Origin of the sequence: Microbulbifer celer (assembly GCF_020991125.1) — a bacterium.
GTDB lineage: Bacteria > Pseudomonadota > Gammaproteobacteria > Pseudomonadales > Cellvibrionaceae > Microbulbifer > Microbulbifer celer.
On record NZ_CP087715.1, the window covers coordinates 473,884 to 492,876 of the forward strand.

Below are 18,993 nucleotides of genomic sequence, written 5' to 3' on the forward strand. Positions count from 1 at the left end.
GTGGGTCTGTCCTGCTGGCAAACTTTCTATGGCCAGCGTTAAAATCCTATAATTCCCCAAGACGGAAATGAATTCAGATTTGGACATTCGATTGATCAATGCGAGGAGCAGGGAATTGCTTAAGCGCAACACCACAAGTGCCTGGGTACTTGCCGCAATGCTGGCATCCCCCCTGGCCCTGGCGCAGGAAGCGTCAGATCCATTTGCCGACGACCCGTTTGCAGAGTCCCCCGCCGAATCCGGCACTACTGAGCCGGTGACTGCTGATCCCGCCAGTGCAGGCACGGAAGGCGGGAAAAGCACAACAGATGCGGGCGAAGCCACAGACGACTTTGGTTCAGAGGTGGACGACGGCTTCGGCTCCGCGCTGGAAGACGAGTACGGGTTTGACCCCGCTGATGAGTTCGCCAGCGAGGAAGGACAGGCGCCCGAACAGCGCGACCCCTGGGAGGGCTTTAATCGCGCCATCTTCCGTTTCAATGACACTGCAGACCGCTGGTTCCTGAAGCCCACTGCGGTGACGTATCGTCAGGTGACGCCGATTTTCATGCAGACCGGAGTTTCCAACTTCTTCTCCAATCTGCACGAAATCAACAATGTCCTGAACAATGTTCTGCAGTGGAAGTGGGGGCAGGTGGGCAACGATACCGGCCGTTTCCTGGTCAACAGCACCGTTGGGATTGGTGGACTGTTTGACGTGGCCCAGCACATGGGGCTGGAGCGCAGTGACGGTGAAGACCTGGGTCAGACCCTGGCCGTCTGGGGCGTGCCTTCGGGGCCCTACTTGGTGTTGCCATTTCTCGGTCCATCCTCCATTCGCGACGGTACCGGTGAAGTGATGGAGTGGTACACCAACCCGCTCACCTACATTGACGATAACTCCGTCGAATACACGTTGAAAGTACTCGATGTAGTGCAAACCCGTGCAAGCCTGTTGCAGGCGGAGTCTCTATTGCAGGGGGATCGCTACGTACTGATGCGCGATGCCTACCTGCAGCGGCGTGAGTACCTGATCGAAGATGGAGAGCTGGAAGATGATTTCGGCGGCGATCTGGACGAATACGATTTCTAGAAGCGCAACCCAAAAAAACCGGTTCTCATGGCAATGAGCGCCGGTTTTTTAGTATTGTGGCCTGCAGCGCACAAACATGAACAAGTTGGCCGCCGGCAGAGATTATGACTGAATTACGCCAGAAGCACGCCTTATTCCTGGTCGACAGCAGCGAGCCTGCCAGCAAACTCATCTACGATGCTCTCTCCCTTCGCGGCTATATCGTCACCCTGTTGGACAGCGGTGTGGAGGCCATCGGTCACTTCTCCCCGGATAAATACGAACTGGTGATCACCGACCTCCACCTGCCGGACCTCAGTGGGCTGGAGGTTCTGCGCAAGGTCAAACGGCGCTCGCCGGAAACACCGGTGGTAGTGCTCGCCTCCAATAGCGATGTAACCGATGTCGTGCAGGCCCTGCGCCTGGGGGCCGGTGATTACGTACTCAAGCCAATCACTGACGCCTGTGTCATTGAGCACGCCATTAACCGGATTGACGAGGCTCGCGAGCTCTCCCGGCAAAACCGGGCCTACCGCGAAGAGCTGGAGCAGCGCAACCACGAACTGCGTGATCATATCGACCTGTTGCAGCGGGATCACGAGGCGGGGCGCCAGCTGCAGCAACACCTGCTGCCGCGTTCACCATACCAGTACCCCGCGGGTATCGAGGCGGCCTACCGCTTGCTGCCCTCCCTGTACCTCAGTGGCGATTTCATCGACTACGGCCTGTTCGGAGAGCGCTTTGTGGCGTTTTACCTGGTGGATGTATCCGGCCACGGGGTTTCCTCGGCGCTGGTAACCGCACTGATCAAGCACAGCATCATGCATCTGCTGCGGGAGCGCACACTGTTCACGCAGCTGAACAGTATTGATGATGACCTGATCGAAGTGCTTACCATGATCAACCGCGAGCTGCTGTCTACCAAGCTCGACAAGCACGCCAGCATGTTTGTGGGCGTGATCGACAGCCGGGCGCGCCAGCTGCACTACGCGGTGGCGGGGCAGGTCCCCATGCCCGCACTGGTGACCGAAGAAGGGGCGCACTGGTTAAGCGGCAAGGGGCGCCCCCTCGGCCTGTTCGAGAAAGGCAATTGGGTGGTGCAACAGCTCAGCCTGCCGGCCAGCTGGCGTCTGGTTGCCTGCTCTGATGGGGTGTTGGAATTGCTCAGTGGTGACCTGTTGGAGCGGGAGAAGCGTCTGCTGGAGAAGATCGACCATACCCGTGGTGACCTGGACAGCCTTTGTTCCGCCCTGAAAGTGGATACTACCGAGTCATTCCCCGACGATATCACGATCCTCACCCTCCGACAGGACTGATTTTTGCTGTGAAAAATGACAGGGCGCTAACGCTCTTGTCAGTCGCACACAGCAGGAGTAAGCTCCGGCCACTTCACCCGCTGACATCTGGAAGTGTCAGGCTACCCTTGCACAAGGAACTGTGCGCGGTCACAAGCCGCATTCGAACAATCTGACGCCGGGCAGGGATCAATACCGCGCTCCGGTGTGTCTGAGGTCAATATGCAGTCCGGGCAGATAATGGTTGGTGACCACCAGGGCATTTATGTCGTCAAACTGGTGGGAGATGTACGCCTAACACTTTGTACGTCTTTCGATAGCTTTATCGACAGGATGTTCGCGCGCAGTGATTTTCGAGGCGTCGTATTTGATCTCAATCAGGCCGACGGCATCGACAGCACCACCCTCGGGCTGATGGCCAAAATCGCATTCCGCGCCGAAGAGCGTCATAACCACCGCCCCCTGGTGTTGTGTAGTAATCCGGGGCTGTTGCGCTTGTTGGATTCCATGGGGTTTGATGAGCTGATGGACTTCGACAGCGAAGGCAATGACGGCACCTATGCCGCTGATCCTGCGCCATTGCGCTGTGATTCGACGCCGGATGAAGACGCCGCGCGGGAAATGGTGTTGGAAGCCCACCGTGTGCTGATGAGTATGAACGAGCAGAACGCCGAGACTTTCCGCGATCTGGTACACGCGCTGGAGTCTGAGCAGGAAAGTGCCGGTGAGAAAAGCACCAACAGCAATCGCAAAGTAAGTTGATAGGCAAGTGAGGGCAGGGCAGCGGCGTTACAGGGCGGCTGCCTGACTCCGCCGCCCTGATTTAGTCCGGCCGTTCACTCCGGGTCCGGATTGCTGCTGTCCCGCGCCTCGGCGCGGGCGCGGGTAAACAGCCCGTGGGGGAGGTAGATAAGCTCCGCCACCCGCCGGATCAGGTGCTCTTCAAATGCGTCAATTTCCCCATCTGCAAACGCCACCTGCCACATCTGTTTTACCAGTTGATACTTGTCGCGCTCGCTGAAGTTGCTGTTCACCGTCTGGGTGAATTCGTACAGTGAGGTAGCCTCATGGCGGTCCTTGAGGGCGGTTTCCACCATGGACTGGGCAGTATCGACATCCAGCCCATAGTGGTCCTGCAGCAGGCTGACCAGCGCCGCGTGTTCCCTCTCGTCTACCTTGCGGTCAGCAGTAGCAATTTCTGCCATCAGTGCCGCGCTGATCATACGCACATCTTTTTCTTCGCGTATTTCCACGTCATCTCCGCGGCCGATCTGATCAAACAGTTTGCGAATCTGTTGCAGCATGGTGTGATTTCCCGATCAACGTGCTTCTTGAAGTAGCGCTTCCAACTTTTCCTGATCCGCCACGAAATTGCGGATGCCCTCGGCGAGCTTCTCGGTCGCCATGGCGTCGGCGTTCAGTTGAAAGCGGAAGGTTGCTTCATCCAGTGTCTGCTCCGGTAGCGGCTGTTTCTCCACTTCGGCATTCAAGCCGGTGGCCAGGTCGCCGTCGTCATCCTGCAGTTCCTGTAGCAGCTGGGGACTGATGGTGAGTTTGTCGCAACCGGCCAGGGCTTCGATTTCACCGGTATTGCGGAAGCTGGCGCCCATGACAATGGTGGGGTAGCCGCGAGACTTGTAGTACTCGTAGATGCTTTGCACCGACAGTACGCCCGGGTCGTCTTTGGCAGTGTAGTCGTCGCGGCCGGTGCTGGCCTTGTACCAGTCGAGAATGCGGCCCACAAACGGCGAGATCAGGGTCACGCCGGCTTCGGCGCAGGCGATTGCCTGACACTGGCTGAACAGCAGGGTGAGATTGCAGCCGATGCCTTCTTTTTCCAGCACCGAGGCGGCGTTGATGCCTTCCCAGGTGGAGGCGAGCTTGATCAGTACACGCTTGCGGTCAACTCCGGCCTCTTCATACAGGGCGATCAGCTGGCGCGCATATTCGATGCTGGCGCGGGTGTCGAAGGACAGGCGTGCATCCACCTCGGTGGAGACCACGCCGGGGACGATCTTGAGAATCTCATTGCCGATGACCACTGCCAGCTTCATCGCTGCCAGCTGTGCCACATCGCCACTTTGCTTTTCTGCCCAGGTGATCGCGGCCTTGAGATGATCCTGATACTGGGGGAGTTGCGCGGCTTTATACAGCAGGGACGGGTTGGTCGTGGCATCTTCGGGCTGGTAACGACGAATGGCTTCAATATCACCGGTATCCGCCACCACCAGGCTGCGTTTTTTCAGTTGCGCCAGTTTGTTCATGGGATCACTTCCTTATTGCTGTAACTTGAGAATTTATTGCGGTGCCTGGCTGGTGGATGCTCAGGCGGCGTCGGTCACCAGTGTCAGCGCCTGTTCCAGCACCTCCGGTCCCGCGCCCGCGGTATGTGCGTTTTCGCTCAGATGCCGGCGGAACCGCCGTGCGCCGGGTACGCCCTGAAACAGCCCCATCATGTGTCGGGTAATATGGTTGAGTCGCTGCCCGCGGCTCAACTCGCGTTCGATATAGGGCAGCATGCCGGCAATCACTTCCGCCGGTGTCGGGCCGGGCTCGCCGTCAAACAGCGCGCTGTCGACCTCGGCCAGCAGCGTCGGGTTCTGGTACGCCGCGCGCCCGAGCATAACACCATCGAGTTGCCGGAGATGTTCGCGACATGCCTCTATGGTATTGATGCCGCCGTTCAGTACGATTTCAAGCTCTGGATAGTCCCGCTTCAGCTGGTACACCATGTCGTACTTGAGCGGCGGTACCTCGCGGTTCTCCTTCGGACTCAGACCATTCAGCCAGGCCTTGCGTGCATGCACGATGAAGGTTTCGATACCGGCCTGCGCCTGAGCCTCCACAAAGCGGGTCAGCCCGGCGTAATCCTCCATATCATCGATACCGATGCGGTGTTTTACCGTCACCGGAATGGATACCGCACTTTTCATCGCACCCAGGCATTCCGCTACCAGGTCCGGCTCTTCCATCAGGCAGGCACCAAAACGGCCGCGCTGCACCCGATCGCTGGGGCAGCCGCAGTTCAGGTTCAACTCACTGTAGCCCCACTGTTCAGCAATTTCCGCGCAGCGCGCCAGTTCATCCGGATCGCTGCCCCCCAGCTGAAGCGCCACCGGCTGCTCCTCCAGGTTGAAATCCAGGTGGCTCTCCCGGTCGCCGTGGATGATCGCACCGGTGGTGACCATCTCCGTGTACAGCAACGCGTGCTTGCTCAGCAGGCGCCAGAGGTAGCGACAATGTCTATCACTCCAATCCATCAGAGGGGCGGTGCAGAAGCGGTGATTGACGGCACGCGCGGAGCCTCGGGTGGCGGGGGCGATGGGTGTGGACGATTCAGGCATAGGGCGGGTATCGGAAGAAAACTGCGTTAAAACTGGCCGCATTATAACGGGGTTAACGCTCGCTCCCAGCCCGGGGAGCAAATCTGTTTAATGATTGCGTTCGCGGGGGGGGACATCGGTGCTGGAGGTGACCTGAACGCCAGGCTGAGAAACGTGGACGGCGGCTTCCAGGGTGGGGCGCAGCTTTTTCACCACGCTGCGCGCGGTAGCGCGGTAACTGGTGAGTTTGCCGCCAGCGACCGCGAGAATACGCGGGTGCTTTTCCCGATCGCAGCAGATCAGGGTTTCCCGGCTGCGGGAAAAGGGGCTCTTCTCGGATAGCGGCAGCACCCGCAGGCCGGAATACGCGTCGCTCACTTCGTGCAGTTGCAGGGGCCGCGTTTGCGGAAAATACTGCTTCAGGGTGCGCAGCAGGTACGTCTTTTCCTCCAGCGTGGGGGCCACCTCGGAAGGATTGCCATGGTAGGGGCGCTCGGTGGTGCCGATCAGAGTTTCTCCCTGCCAGGGCATGACGAATACGGCGCGGCCGTCTTCGGCTTCTACATAGAAGATTTTATTGGCCAGCTTCAGTGGTACCTGAATATGGGTGCCGGCCACCAGGTCCAGTGGCGGCAGCTTGGGCCGCGGGCTGCACTTGCTGTTGGTTTCCTCAATCCACGGGCCGGTGCAGTTCACCAGCACCTGGCAGTGGAGGGTATTCAGCTGTCCCTGATGGAAATAGTCCGCAATGACGAACTTGTCTGTCACCTCCGCCCCCACAAGGCTGCCCGGGCAGATCAGCTCGGCTCCGTCGCGCATGGCGTTGCGAATGGCTTCCTGGGTCAGGGCGGTATCGTCTGTCTGTGCATCGTAATAGCGGTAGACCGCCAGCAGATCGTCGCGATTCAATCCTTCCAGCGCATCCCAGTCATTGATGTCCAGCGATTTGAAGCGTGAGTAGGGGTTGAAGATGCCTGCCAGTAACGCGTACAGGGACAATCCAGCGCGAATCATCAGTGGAGAGCGTTTGCTGTGCCGGTATACCGGAATCAGGAAGGGCACCAGATGTACCAGGTCCGGCTTGTGCTCCAGCAGCCACTTGCGCTCCAGCAGGCATTCGCGCACCAGGCCCAGTTGTCCGCTTTCCAGATAGCGCAGACCGCCGTGTATCAGCTTGGATGAGCGCGAGGATGTGCCGGCGGCGACTGCTGTCTGCTCCAGAATCGCGACCCGGTAGCCTTCGGCGCTCAACGACTCGGCGACACCGGCCCCCTGGATACCGGCGCCCACCACGAGCACATCATATTCCGTAGACATTGCTGGCCTCTCTGGAGCGCATCAGCAAAGGCAGGTCGCCGGTCAGCAGGTGATGTGCTCCCCGGTGACGCCAGTGGACCGCGCCCTGAGCGGTGTTGATTTCATGTACCACCCATTGCCACGGCCCTGGGGGGAGCTCCTGGCAGTCCACCGTGCTGTGCTCAATGAACAGATAGTCTGGCGCCAGTGTCACCACTTCTGCCGATAGGCAGCGGGCTACGTCGGGCACCCGCAGCGCCACGTGGTCGAAGCCAAGACTCCTGGCCAGGCGCAGGCTGCGGATATCGCTGGCAATCAGGACAAAGTTATCCTGGTTGGCGAGAATCTCTTTTTGCAATGATTTTATCGCCCTTTCTGTGCCAATTTGCCGCAGCGTAGTCGCACGTAATTCCACGAACCACTCCAGGTGACGGTGGCGGCTTGCCCAGTCTGTGAGCTGACCGAAGCTGCACAGTGGCAGCGTTTTCAGGTCCCGGTTAGGTGTTTGTGACAGTGGTTGTTCTATTCCGCGTTCCGGGTGGCCCAGGTTGTCGCCAGCAAAGCACCAGGGCGTTCCTTCTCTGCTGAACTGGACCTCGGTTGCGATTGCACAGGCGCCTAAACCATGGGCCGCTTCAAACGCTGCCAGGGTGTTTTCCGGATGGTGAACCTTGTCGCCTAGGTGCGCAATGAGCATGGATGTGAGCTTCCGGGTGGGGGCTTATTTTGCAGTTTCCTGGCTTTGAAGGTGCGGCTCTCAAAGCGCATTCTTACTAATGAAAATAGTTCGTGGGAAGCGCCTTGCAACTCGCGGGGGGCGACTCTCGCGCCGCGCGCCGTTCTCGGCATTTTTCCAATCAACCACTCAAGATTGCCGGCGACGGGCCGATAGCTTCCTCACAAGCCTTGGGGGAGTGGAAGTTACTCGTGCTGATATTTATCGGATTCGTCGTGGTCGTGTTGTCGGTGTTCGGCGGGTTTGCGATGTCCGGTGGGCATCTCGGGCCGCTGTACCAGCCAATGGAATTCCTGATCATCGTGGGGGCGGCGGTAGGCTCATTCATCGCCAGTAATAACGGCAAGGCAATTCGCGCCACGCTGCGTACACTTGCCCGCCTCAAACGCTCCACCAAATATGACAAGTCAATCTACATGGATCTCATGGGGCTGCAGTACAAGCTGCTGTGGAAGATGCGTCGCGACGGCGCCATCGGTATCGAGAAAGATATCGAGTCGCCGGCAGACAGCGAAATCTTTGCGGATTACCCGCGCATTCTCAGCGACCCGATGATCATGGGATTCACTACCGACTACCTGCGCCTGATGGTGAGCGGCAGTATGGATCCCATTGAGCTCGATGAGCTGATGACCCACGAGATCGAAGCCTTCGAACACGAGGCGCGGGTGCCGGCGGACGCACTGCTGAAAGTAGGGGACGGCCTGCCGGCGTTCGGTATCGTCGCCGCGGTTCTCGGTGTGGTGAAGGCACTGGCTTCTGCGGATGCAGCTGCCGGCGAAGTCGGCATGATGGTGGCCCATGCGCTGGTGGGAACATTTGTCGGCATTTTGCTGGCATACGGCTTCGTCAATCCGCTCGCCAGCCGTATCGAGCGCCAGGTACAGGAGGCGGTAAAAGTACTGCAGTGCGTGCGGGTGACCCTGCTCGCGAACTTGAACGGCTATGCGCCGCAGCTGGCGGTGGAGTTCGGGCGCAAGGCGCTGGATACGTCGGACCGCCCGACCTTCGGCGAACTTGAAGACCACGTGCGTCCGTCCCTGTCCGCGGCATGAGCAGTGCTGGCAAAGGTGCACGTCGCATCGTCATTCGCCGCTCGCGCAAAGCCCATCCGGTACACCACGGCGGCGCCTGGAAAATCGCGCTGGCAGATCTGATGACCGCGCTGATGGCGCTGTTTCTGGTGATGTGGATTGTATCTACCGCATCGCCCCAGCAGTTGCATGGGCTCGCCGAGTATTTCCGTACGCCGCTCGCGGTGGCGTTGAGCAAAGGTGACCGGGAAAGTGCCAGCACCAGTGTGATTCCCGGGGGCGGGGCCGACCCCGCGCACGTGGACGGTGAGCGGGCGCGTGTGGACCTGCGTAGCCAGCGGCTCCCGGACGACACCCGGCGCACCTTCATGGACCTGAGGTTTCGCATCGAGAGCGTGATCCAGGGGGATCCTGAATTGTGGGAAATGCGCGATCAGGTGCGTTTCGAACTGATCCCGGATGGACTGCGTATCCAACTGCTGGAAACCGATCAGCGCACCATGTTCCAACTGGGCAGCGACACGCTGGTGCCGGAAATGCAGCGGCTGATTCGCGCCCTTGCACCGCTGCTCAATCAATTGCCGAACGCAGTCAGTATCAGTGGCCACACCGATAGCCTGAGCTACGCCGCCGGAGACAGCGGTTACAGCAACTGGGAGCTGTCCGCCGACCGTGCCAATGCCAGTCGGCGCGAACTGATGGCCGGCGGTCTGCAAAGCGACAAAGTGTTAAGGGTAACGGGGATGGGCGAGCGGGTTCCGATTCCGGGCAGCCACCCCGGGGATCCAGTAAACCGGCGGATCAGTCTGCTGGTGTTGAGTGAAGAAGCGGCCGATCGCATCCGTGCGGGTGGCCGCACTGAGCCGCTGCAGGCTCTGCAGGAGCGATGATGGATATCACAGATTTTTACGACACATTTTTCGAGGAAGCCGGAGAGCTTCTGGCGGAGATGGAGCAGCATTTGCTGGAGCTGGATGTAGAGGCACCGGATCCGGAGCAGCTAAACGCAATTTTCCGCGCGGCCCATTCCATCAAGGGCGGCGCGGGTACTTTCGGCTTCGAGGCGCTGCAGCGCACCACGCACCTGCTGGAAAACCTGCTCGACTACGCGCGCTGTGGTGAGTTGACCCTGCGTCGCGATCTGATCGATATATTTCTGGAAACCAAAGATATGTTGAATGACCAACTGGATGCCTATCGTCAGAGTGTCGAACCGGATCCGGAGGCACTGGAACGCATCTGCCGCATCCTGCAGCAATTGGCACTGGAGGAGATTGGTGAAGGCGCAGCGGTTGAAGACGTCGCCCCCGCCCAGTCTTCCGCACCGATTTCCGAAGTGGAACCCGCAGTAGAACCCCAAGGCGAAGAGACGCCGGTGCCAGCGTCCGGGCGTTTCCGGATCACCTTGAGCGACGTTTCGGAAAAAGACCGCGATCTGCTGATTGAAGAGATGGCGCACCTGGGCAAGGTCGAGAGCAAGTCCGGAGACACGGCTCGCTACGAGGTGGTACTCGCCTCTTCCCTGGGTGGAGATGAAATTGAAGCGGTGTTGTGCTTTGTGGCGGATCCCGAGCAGCTGGAGATAGCCCCGGCAGCCGATGCATCCGAGACACCAGCTGTGGAGACCGCCACCGCACCGGCGGTGACCGAAAGTGATACCAGCAAGCCTGCGGAAAAAATCCCGGAAAAAGCGCCGGAAAAACCGCGAGCCAGAGCTCCGTCGCAGGCGAAAAACAGTGGCGACAGCGCTTCCATTCGGGTACCGGTTACCAAGGTGGACCAGATCATCAATCTGGTTGGCGAACTGGTGATTACCCAATCCATGCTCGACCAGGTAGCGGAAGAGTCCGAAGGCAATCGCGACGGCAAACTGTCCAGTGGTCTGAGCCTGTTGTCGCGCACCGCGCGGGATTTGCAGGAGGCGATCATGTCGGTGCGCATGGTGCCGATGGATTACGTGTTCAGTCGCTTTCCGCGCCTTGTGCGGGACCTGGCCAGCAAGCTCGATAAAGAAGTCGAGCTGATTACCGAAGGCAAATCGACTGAGCTGGACAAGGGGCTGACCGAGCGCATTATCGACCCGCTTACCCACCTGGTGCGCAACAGTCTCGACCACGGTATTGAAACCCCGGCCGAGCGCGAAGCGGCGGGCAAGTCCCGCACCGGCAATCTGCTGCTATCGGCTCAGCATCAGGGCGGCAGTATCCTGATTGAAGTGAGTGACGATGGGGGGGGGCTCAACCGGGAAAAAATTCTCGCCAAAGCCGAGGCCAATGGCCTGGCAGTGCCCGACAACATCAGTGACGAAGATGTGTGGCAATTGATTTTCGCGCCGGGCTTTTCTACCGCGGCGGAGGTCAGCGATGTCTCCGGGCGAGGTGTCGGTATGGACGTGGTCAAGCGCAACATTGAAGCCATGGGCGGGCATGTTGAAATCGACTCGCGTCCCGGTCAGGGCACCACTACGCGTATTGTCTTACCGCTCACGCTGGCCATTCTCGATGGCATGTCGGTACGCGTGGGGGAAGAAACCTTCGTGCTGCCGGTGAATGGCGTGATCGAATCCCTGCAGCCGCGGGAGGAAGATCTTTACCCGATGGCGGGGGAAGACCTGCTGCTCAAGGTGCGCGAAGACTACCTGCCGCTGATTTCCGTACGCACGGCAATGGATGTGGAAAAGGCGATAGCAGATCCGACCGCCTCCATTGCCGTCATCGTGCAGGGCCAGGGGCGGCGGTACGCGCTGCAAGTGGATGAGCTTGTGGGGCAGCAGCAGGTGGTGGTGAAAAACTTGGAGACCAATTACCGCAAAGTGCCCGGCGTTTCCGCTGCGACCATTCTTGGTGACGGCAGTGTCTCTCTGATCCTCGATATCAGTGACCTGCACCGTTTGCACCAGAGCAAGAAAAACCAGGGCGCCTTCGAGTCCGCCGCCCGTGAACCCATGTCATCGGCCACCCGCCCCAGTGAAGAGGTAGCGTATCAATGAGTCAACTCAGTGCAGCTGAAAAAAACACCGCGTCCCAGGCTCGCGATCGGGAGTTCCTGGTGTTCTCCCTGGGCGAGGAGGAATACGCGATCGATATCCTGAAAGTGCAGGAAATCCGCGGTTACGACAATGTCACGCGTATCGCCAATGCGCCGGATTTCATCAAGGGCGTCGCCAACCTGCGCGGTGTCATCGTGCCGATTGTAGACCTGCGGATAAAATTCCGGCTGTCCCAGGCAGTCTATGACGAACAGACCGTAGTGATCGTGGTGAATATTGCCGGACGGGTTGTGGGTATTGTGGTCGATCGGGTTTCCGATGTGATGACCTTGAATGCAGAGCAGATCAAGCCGGCCCCGGAATTTGGTGTGAGCCTACCGCTCGACTACATCAGTGGATTGGGCAACCTGGAACAGCGCATGCTGGTGCTTGTGGATATTGAAAAGCTGCTGACCAGTCGGGAAATGGAGTTGGTCGCGGAAGCCGGGGAATAAGACATCATGAAAAACTCTCAACCGGTAACCAACCGGGAAACGGTCCTGCGCGACAATCACTTCCTGATTTCAAGAACCGACCTGAGCGGACGTATTGTTTACGCCAACCCGGCGTTTGTGGAAGTGAGCGGCTACAGCCGTGATGAACTTGTCGGTGCGGACCACAACATCGTGCGTCACCCGGATATGCCCAAGGCCGCGTTCGCCAACCTGTGGCAGACCATCAGGAACGGCGATGTTTGGATCGGCCTGGTAAAAAACCGCCGTAAGGATGGCGGCTTCTACTGGGTGCGTGCCCATGTGACCCCGATAATCAAGTCGGGCAAGGTGGTCGGCTATGTCTCCGTACGGCTCAAGGCGAGTCGTCACGACATCGAAACGGCGGAGAACCAGTATCGAATTCTGCGCGACGGTCGGGAAAAGCGTTTTTCGCTGTTATATGGACAGGTCATTCCGCGCGGCGTCCGCGGTTGGTGGGCTCGCCTGCAAAATGTCTCTCTGGCCGCGCAGCTCACATTGATTCCGGTGGTGGCTGGTCTGTTGCTGAGCGGCAGCCTGATGGCCTCCTGGGGGGCTTCGGCTGAACACGAGGCGGCTACCAATTGGCCGCTGGTGCTGTTACTGCTCGGCGTCCCGTTATTGGCCGGGCTCAGTTACTCAGTGGGCCGTCGGATACTGCGTCCGCTGGAAGGCCTGCGCAACTTCTCTCTGCAGGTCGCGGCCGGCAACCTGGATGCGGTGATACCGGAGTGCTCCGGTGGCGAAATGCAACGACTTACACAGGCCCTCGGCGTCATGAAGCGAAGTCTTTATGACATGGTTAACGAAGTGAATACCGGTGTAAGCGTTGCGGTAAACTCAGCGCGCAGTATCGCCAGTGGCAACGACGAGCTTGCCTCGCGCACCGACCAGCAGGCGGCATCGTTGCAGCAGACCGCGTCCAGTATGGAAGAAATCACCATCACGGTGGGGCAGAATGCCGACAATGCGAAACAGGCCAGCGGTCTGTCTGAAAGCGCCGCGCAAGAGGTGAAGGAAGGGGGGGATGCCATGGCACAGATCGTGGATACCATGGGCAATATCACCCACAGTGCCAAGCAGATGGCGGCCATCATCGAGACCATTGACGGGATTGCGTTCCAGACCAATATCCTCGCCCTTAATGCGTCAGTTGAAGCGGCGCGTGCCGGCGATCACGGTCGCGGGTTTGCGGTGGTCGCACAGGAAGTGCGCAGCCTCGCCGGACGGTCTGCCGATGCCGCGCGGGAAATCCGCACTCTGATCGACAGTTCCAATCGCCAGGTCAATGCTGGCGCGGAGCTGGTGCGTCGGGCGGGTCGCTCGATGAATGATGTGGTCGAATCTGTCGCTCGTGTGAGGGACATCATGCGCGAAATATCCACGGCATCTGCGGAGCAGAGTACCGGTATCGGTCATATCAATGTCGCAGTATCACAAATGGATGAAGTGACCAAGCAGAATGCAGATAAGGTACATATTACCGCGCATTCATCTGGTGAACTGACCGATCGCATGACCCATTTGGCACAGACCATGGAAGTTTTCCAGATTCAGGGGCCCAAGGCGCACGTACAAGTGAAAGACGATTCGACGTCAAGTGTTGCAGGTTGAGCGTCTTGAATCAGGCACCAGGCATTGTGTACCGAGACCGCGAGCTCGAGTTTACCGAACGCGATTTCCAGCAGATTCGCACGCTGATCGCCGAGCGCGCCGGTATCGTACTCGCGGAGCACAAGCGCGACATGGTATACAGCCGGTTGGGGCGCTGTGTCCGCAGCCGCGGCCTCGCCCGCTTCAGTGATTATCTCTCTGCGCTCTCGCAAAAAAATGCGAAGGAAGACTGGCAGGAATTTGTCAATGCATTGACCACCAATCTGACGGCCTTTTTCCGGGAGCCGCACCACTTCCAGCTGCTCGCTACACATTTTCGGGAGCGTCAGCAAAATAGCGGCGAGCCAATCAGAATATGGAGCGCGGGCGCCTCGACCGGTGAGGAGCCCTACTCGATTGCCATCGCCCTGCGGGAAGTGCTGGGGGATTGCCCGCTAGCACCGAAAATTCTCGCCACGGATATCGACAGTGAGGCCTTGAAACGCGCACGCACGGGCATCTACCGACTGGAGCAGGTCCGGCGCCAGGTTGACGAACAGCGTGTGCATCGCTTTTTTCTCAAAGGCAGCGGCGCGCGCGCGGGGTTCGCCCGGGTGCGTCCCGAAATTGCACAGCAGGTGACTTTCCGGCAGTTGAACTTTGTCGGCGCGCAATGGCCGATCCAGCAGCGCTTTGATGCCATTTTCTGCCGCAACGTCATGATCTATTTTGACCGCGAAACCCAGGTCCGGCTGCTCGATCGGTTTGCCTCGCTGCTGAACAAGGGGGGGCTGCTGTTTGTCGGCCATTCGGAAAATTTCAGCCATCTCACCCATCGTTTCCGTCTGCGTGGCCAGACCGTTTATACCCTTACCTGAGTGGTCGGCTCTGGCCCCAAAGTCCGGAGCCCATATCGGCCGCCGCGAAATTTAATCCCTCGACTCCCTAAAGCCCGCTCTCCGTCGGCCGATGAATATCCAGAGGCTGTTGCCGGCCGGCAATCTGACTTACCGGCTCCCTCATTGGAATCAATGCCCGGTAAGCGCGTTCCGGCTGCGCGCAATGGCGTAAGCAGGAGAGCTGAAACTCATCATGGAAAAAATCAGAGTGCTCTGTGTCGATGATTCGGCACTGATTCGCGGGCTGATGCGGGAAATCATCGATGCCCAGCCGGACATGGAGGTGGTGGCGGTTGCGCCGGACCCACTGGTGGCGCGGGACCTGATCAAGCAATTGAACCCGGATGTACTCACCCTGGATGTGGAAATGCCGCGCATGGACGGAATCGACTTCCTGCAGCGGTTGATGCGTCTGCGTCCCATGCCAGTGCTGATGGTTTCTTCCCTGACGCGCTCGGGCTCGGAGATCACGCTGCGTGCACTGGAACTGGGTGCGGTGGATTTTGTGGCTAAACCACAACTGGGGATCCGCTCGGGGTTGCTCGAGTACAGCGAACAGATTGCAGAAAAAATTCGTGCGGCCGCGCGGGTGCGGCTGTCGCGCCGTGAACAGCGACCGCAGGCTGAGTCGCGCAAGCTCGATTCGGTGATGGTATCCAGTGAGAAGCTATTGGTTGTCGGAGCCTCCACCGGTGGCCCCGAGGCGATCCGGCAGGTACTGGAACCGTTACCGCCGAGCAGTCCGGCCATCCTGATTGCCCAGCATATGCCGAGCGGTTTTACCCGCTCCTTTGCCAATCGCCTGGACCGCCTGTGCCGGATCAGAGTGAAAGAAGCCGAGCAGGGTGAACGGGTGCTCCCCGGGCACGCGTATATTGCACCGGGGGATCAGCACCTGAAACTTGCCCGCAGCGGTGCCAACTATCTGGTACAGCTGGATTCGGGGCCGGCGGTAAACCGCCATCGTCCGTCGGTGGATGTACTGTTTCAGTCTGCCGCCGAGGTGGCCGGGCGCAATGCCATCGGCGCACTGCTCACCGGCATGGGACGGGATGGCGCGCTGGGTTTGCTGGCGATGCTTCGCGCCGGCTCCGCCACGCTGGCACAGGATGAAATGACCTCGCTGGTCTACGGCATGCCCCGCGAGGCCGCGGCGCTGGGGGCGGCACAGGAGCGTGTGCCGTTGCCGGATATTGCCGAACGTCTGCTGGCGTTGGCGACGGCTTCGGGTCGCGCACAGCGCGTATAGAAAACAATGAAGATTTCCAGGGTTACCGACGAGGAGAAACTCCGGCCATGTTAAAACTGATGCGAAACCTCAATATCAATACGGTGGTGGCGGGCGTGCTGCTCTGCTGCACCCTGTTGATGGGCGGACTGGTAGGGCTGCGAATGGCTACCAACCAGGTGGGCAATGACGCGATCCAGACATTGCACGAGGTCAATGTCGAGGTGATGCACGATGTCTTCCGCGCGTTCTCATTGCTGAACCAGGGGATGATCGGCCTTAATCTTGCCGCCGGAGAGCTGGATGGCGGGCGCAACCTGAGTGCCGGCACTTACCTGGACGATGTGCAGGCGGCGCTCAGTCAGGCGCGCGTGCAGTTCGCTGCCGTCGAGGTAACGGAAGCTGACCAGTCCGCAGACCCGGACAAGCCCGAAGCGGAGCAGCTCAGGGAGCTGTCCATCGTCTTCACTGAAATGCTCGATGAGGTGGAGGCCGAATATTCGATACTGGCCGGGGAAGAGCCCGACCTTCAACGGTACAACGAACGCAAGGAAGACCTCAGCGTGATCAGCGATGACCTCAATGTCGCGCTGCTCGCACTGCTGGATCACGCTAGCAGTGAAAGCGCGGGGATCATGGACGACTACCGCGATACCACGGCCTACTACGGAAATATTGGCATTGTGGTGATTGCCGGTATCGCGATTATCCTCGCACTGATCTACCTGATGCTGCGCAATATTGTCGTGCGCCCGCTGGGAGAGGCGGTTGAAAACCTGCAGAGTATTGCCCGGGCTGACCTGTCGCGTCCGATTACGGATCACGGCGCCAATGAAATCGGCAAACTGTTCAATGCCATGCAGGAAGTACAAAACAGTCTCAGCCGCATCGTCGTGCAGGTCCGCACCGGCAGCAGTTCCATTTACAGCGGCTCTTCGGAAATCGCGCGGGGCAACGTGGATTTGTCGGCGCGTACTGAACAGCAGGCGGCATCGCTGGAAGAAACCGCCACCAGCATGGAGCAGCTCACCGCCACAGTGAAGCAGAATGCCGACAACGCGCGCCAGGCCAGCGGCCTTGCCAATGATGCCTCCGGTACGGCGACCCGTGGCGGCGAGGTCATGCAGCAGGTATCGAGCAAAATGCAGGGTATTACCGAAAGCTCACGCAAAGTGGCCGATATTACCGGCATGATCGACTCCATCGCCTTCCAGACCAATATTCTCGCGCTCAACGCTTCGGTAGAGGCCGCGCGAGCGGGAGAGCAAGGGCGTGGATTTGCCGTCGTCGCCGGTGAAGTGCGCAACCTCGCCGGCAACAGTGCGGACGCGGCGCGCCAGATCAAGGCGTTGATCGAGAATTCTGTCGGCGAAGTCGAAGAGGGTGCGTCTCTGGTTGCCCAGGCCGGTGAAACCATGAAAGAAGTCGTGGCCGCGGTGAAGCGGGTAACCGACATCATGGACGAAATATCCGCAGCTTCTCAGGAGCAGAGTAGCGGTATCGAGCAAGTGAGTCAGGCGGTCAGCCAGATGGACGAATCGACCCAGCAGAATGCGGCGTTGGTGGAAGAAGCTTCTGCCGCGGCAGCTTCCCTGGAAGCGCAGGCGCAGCGACTGGAAGAAGCGGTAGCCATTTTCCGTCTTGCCAGGGCGGCGGAGGACGAACCGGGTTACGAGGAGCAGGGCAGTGCAGCTGGCAAAGTGGAGTCTGTCGAGCGTGCGCCGGTTGCTGCCACTGAACCGAAAGAACCCGCCAGTGCAAAAAAAACCAGGCCACAGGAGCCGGAAGAGCATGAACTGGCCACCGCCGGCGAAGACGAGTGGGAAGAGTTCTGATCCAGGATCAAGAGAGTGAAAGCGATGGATAAAGGTATGAAAATTCTGGTGGTGGATGATTTCCCCACCATGCGGAGAATCATTCGCAGCCTGCTTAAAGAGTTGGGCTTCAACAATGTCGATGAAGCGGAAGATGGCCAGGAAGGCTTGGCCAAAATCAACGGTGGCGGTTTCGAATTTGTGGTGTCGGACTGGAATATGCCCAATCTGAATGGCCTCGATATGTTGAAACAGATTCGTGCAAACGAGGCCACCCGGGAGCTTCCTGTACTGATGGTCACCGCCGAAGCCAAAAAGGACAATATTGTTGCGGCAGCACAGGCGGGTGCCAATGGGTATATCGTCAAACCGTTTACCGCGGCGACTCTGGAAGAAAAGTTGAACAAGATTTTCGAGAAGCTGGGAAAATGAGATCGTCGAAGCCCGCTTCCTCCCGCGAGGAGAGGTGACTATGAATGATGAAGTAATGGCGCAGGGCCCGGACAATCTGCCGAGCGATGACCTGGTGCAACGCATCGGACACCTGACCCGGATGCTGCGCGACAGCATGCGGGAGCTGGGGCTCGACAAAGAGGTGGAAAAAGCTGCGAAGGCCATTCCCGATGCGCGCGCCCGCCTTGACTATGTCGCATCAATGACCGAGCAGGCCGCTGAGCGGGCGCTCAACTCGGTGGATCGTGCACAGCCGCTACAAAACGAAATCGAGTCCCGTGCCGAGGGGCTCGATCAGCAATGGCAGGCCTGGTTTGAAAACCCGGTAGAGCTGGATAAAGCGCGGGAACTGGTGCGGGAAACCCGCAGCTACCTTTCCGCCGTCCCCGCCATGGCCCGGGAAACCAACAAGGAACTGCTTGAAATCATGATGGCGCAGGACTTCCAGGACCTGACCGGCCAGGTGATTAAGCGCATGATGGAGGTCATCCAGGAAGTCGAGCACCAGCTGTTGCAGGTGTTGTTGGAAAGTGTGCCGGAGGGCGAAGAGCGCGAGAGTTTCCGGCGCCGGTTGGAAGACGGTACGGCCGCAGAGAGCCGGCGGCGGGAAGAGTCTTCCCTGGTCAACGGCCCGCAGATCGACAGTGGAGCCGATGATGTCGTCAGCAGCCAGGATCAGGTGGATGATCTTCTGGAAGAGTTGGGCTTCTGATTTTCACCGGCTTGAATACGCCCTCCAGCACAGATAGCGGGAATTGGCCCCCCTAACT

18 protein-coding genes are annotated in these 18,993 nt (G+C 59.2%); 13 read left to right on the forward strand and 5 right to left on the reverse strand.

Annotation, left to right across the window (positions count from 1 at the left end):
- Window positions 1-115 precede the first annotated feature (115 nt).
- The 3 genes from LPW13_RS01750 to LPW13_RS01760 all read left to right on the forward strand — a co-directional run bounded on the left by LPW13_RS01750 (window position 116) and on the right by LPW13_RS01760 (window position 3,108).
- Entirely contained in the window at window positions 116-1,072 is a 957-nt protein-coding gene (locus LPW13_RS01750) for an MlaA family lipoprotein (RefSeq protein WP_230437735.1), read from the forward strand.
- A gap of 104 nt (window positions 1,073-1,176) precedes the next feature.
- On the forward strand, window positions 1,177-2,367 hold the full coding sequence (locus tag LPW13_RS01755; RefSeq protein WP_230437736.1) for a PP2C family protein-serine/threonine phosphatase: 1,191 nt from the start codon (window positions 1,177-1,179) through the stop codon (window positions 2,365-2,367).
- Window positions 2,368-2,553: 186 nt separating this feature from the next.
- Window positions 2,554-3,108, forward strand: coding sequence for an STAS domain-containing protein (locus LPW13_RS01760; protein ID WP_329957919.1), 555 nt, complete (start codon window positions 2,554-2,556; stop codon window positions 3,106-3,108).
- Window positions 3,109-3,182: 74 nt separating this feature from the next.
- Here LPW13_RS01760 and LPW13_RS01765 read toward each other — a convergent pair whose 3' ends face one another.
- The 5 genes from LPW13_RS01765 to LPW13_RS01785 form a co-directional block, all read right to left on the reverse strand.
- Window positions 3,183-3,650 (reverse strand): tellurite resistance TerB family protein, encoded by a 468-nt coding sequence (locus LPW13_RS01765; RefSeq protein WP_230437737.1) that lies wholly within the window; start codon window positions 3,648-3,650, stop codon window positions 3,183-3,185.
- Between the two features lie 15 nt (window positions 3,651-3,665).
- Entirely contained in the window at window positions 3,666-4,610 is a 945-nt protein-coding gene (tal, locus tag LPW13_RS01770) for a transaldolase (protein WP_230437738.1), read from the reverse strand.
- A 60-nt stretch (window positions 4,611-4,670) separates the two neighbouring features.
- Window positions 4,671-5,690 (reverse strand): tRNA dihydrouridine(20/20a) synthase DusA, encoded by a 1,020-nt coding sequence (dusA, locus tag LPW13_RS01775; RefSeq protein ID WP_268932663.1) that lies wholly within the window; start codon window positions 5,688-5,690, stop codon window positions 4,671-4,673.
- Between the two features lie 87 nt (window positions 5,691-5,777).
- A complete protein-coding gene (locus LPW13_RS01780) occupies window positions 5,778-6,986 on the reverse strand; it encodes a glycerol-3-phosphate dehydrogenase/oxidase (protein ID WP_230437739.1) in 1,209 nt (402 codons plus the stop codon).
- On the reverse strand, window positions 6,970-7,662 hold the full coding sequence (locus LPW13_RS01785) for a glycerophosphodiester phosphodiesterase family protein (protein ID WP_230437740.1): 693 nt from the start codon (window positions 7,660-7,662) through the stop codon (window positions 6,970-6,972). Before LPW13_RS01785 ends, LPW13_RS01780 begins: the two co-directional genes overlap by 17 nt.
- Window positions 7,663-7,892: 230 nt before the next feature.
- Here LPW13_RS01785 and motA point away from each other — a divergent pair, with 230 nt between their 5' ends.
- From motA to cheZ, 10 genes are all read left to right on the forward strand, one after another.
- Window positions 7,893-8,756 carry a flagellar motor stator protein MotA gene (gene motA, locus LPW13_RS01790; RefSeq protein ID WP_230437741.1) on the forward strand — a complete coding sequence of 288 codons (864 nt, stop codon included), beginning with the start codon at window positions 7,893-7,895 and terminating at the stop codon, window positions 8,754-8,756.
- The gene (gene motB, locus LPW13_RS01795) at window positions 8,753-9,625 is read left to right on the forward strand and encodes a flagellar motor protein MotB (protein WP_230437742.1); all 873 of its coding nucleotides are present in this window, start codon (window positions 8,753-8,755) and stop codon (window positions 9,623-9,625) included. The genes motA and motB overlap by 4 nt, the downstream gene beginning before the upstream one ends.
- Complete coding sequence (gene cheA / locus LPW13_RS01800) at window positions 9,622-11,724, forward strand: chemotaxis protein CheA (RefSeq protein WP_230437743.1); 2,103 nt, start codon at window positions 9,622-9,624, stop codon at window positions 11,722-11,724. The genes motB and cheA overlap by 4 nt, the downstream gene beginning before the upstream one ends.
- A complete protein-coding gene (locus LPW13_RS01805; RefSeq protein ID WP_230437744.1) occupies window positions 11,721-12,218 on the forward strand; it encodes a chemotaxis protein CheW in 498 nt (165 codons plus the stop codon). Before cheA ends, LPW13_RS01805 begins: the two co-directional genes overlap by 4 nt.
- A gap of 6 nt (window positions 12,219-12,224) precedes the next feature.
- Window positions 12,225-13,850: a methyl-accepting chemotaxis protein gene (locus LPW13_RS01810; RefSeq protein WP_230437745.1), complete on the forward strand. Its 1,626-nt coding sequence runs from the start codon at window positions 12,225-12,227 to the stop codon at window positions 13,848-13,850.
- A 5-nt stretch (window positions 13,851-13,855) separates the two neighbouring features.
- Window positions 13,856-14,707 carry a CheR family methyltransferase gene (locus tag LPW13_RS01815; protein ID WP_230437746.1) on the forward strand — a complete coding sequence of 284 codons (852 nt, stop codon included), beginning with the start codon at window positions 13,856-13,858 and terminating at the stop codon, window positions 14,705-14,707.
- Between the two features lie 214 nt (window positions 14,708-14,921).
- On the forward strand, window positions 14,922-15,977 hold the full coding sequence (locus tag LPW13_RS01820) for a protein-glutamate methylesterase/protein-glutamine glutaminase (protein ID WP_230437747.1): 1,056 nt from the start codon (window positions 14,922-14,924) through the stop codon (window positions 15,975-15,977).
- Between the two features lie 47 nt (window positions 15,978-16,024).
- On the forward strand, window positions 16,025-17,791 hold the full coding sequence (locus tag LPW13_RS01825) for a methyl-accepting chemotaxis protein (protein WP_277610908.1): 1,767 nt from the start codon (window positions 16,025-16,027) through the stop codon (window positions 17,789-17,791).
- A gap of 24 nt (window positions 17,792-17,815) precedes the next feature.
- Window positions 17,816-18,202: a chemotaxis response regulator CheY gene (cheY, locus tag LPW13_RS01830; RefSeq protein WP_230437748.1), complete on the forward strand. Its 387-nt coding sequence runs from the start codon at window positions 17,816-17,818 to the stop codon at window positions 18,200-18,202.
- Window positions 18,203-18,242: 40 nt separating this feature from the next.
- Window positions 18,243-18,935: a protein phosphatase CheZ gene (cheZ, locus tag LPW13_RS01835; RefSeq protein WP_230437749.1), complete on the forward strand. Its 693-nt coding sequence runs from the start codon at window positions 18,243-18,245 to the stop codon at window positions 18,933-18,935.
- Window positions 18,936-18,993: the final 58 nt, after the last annotated feature.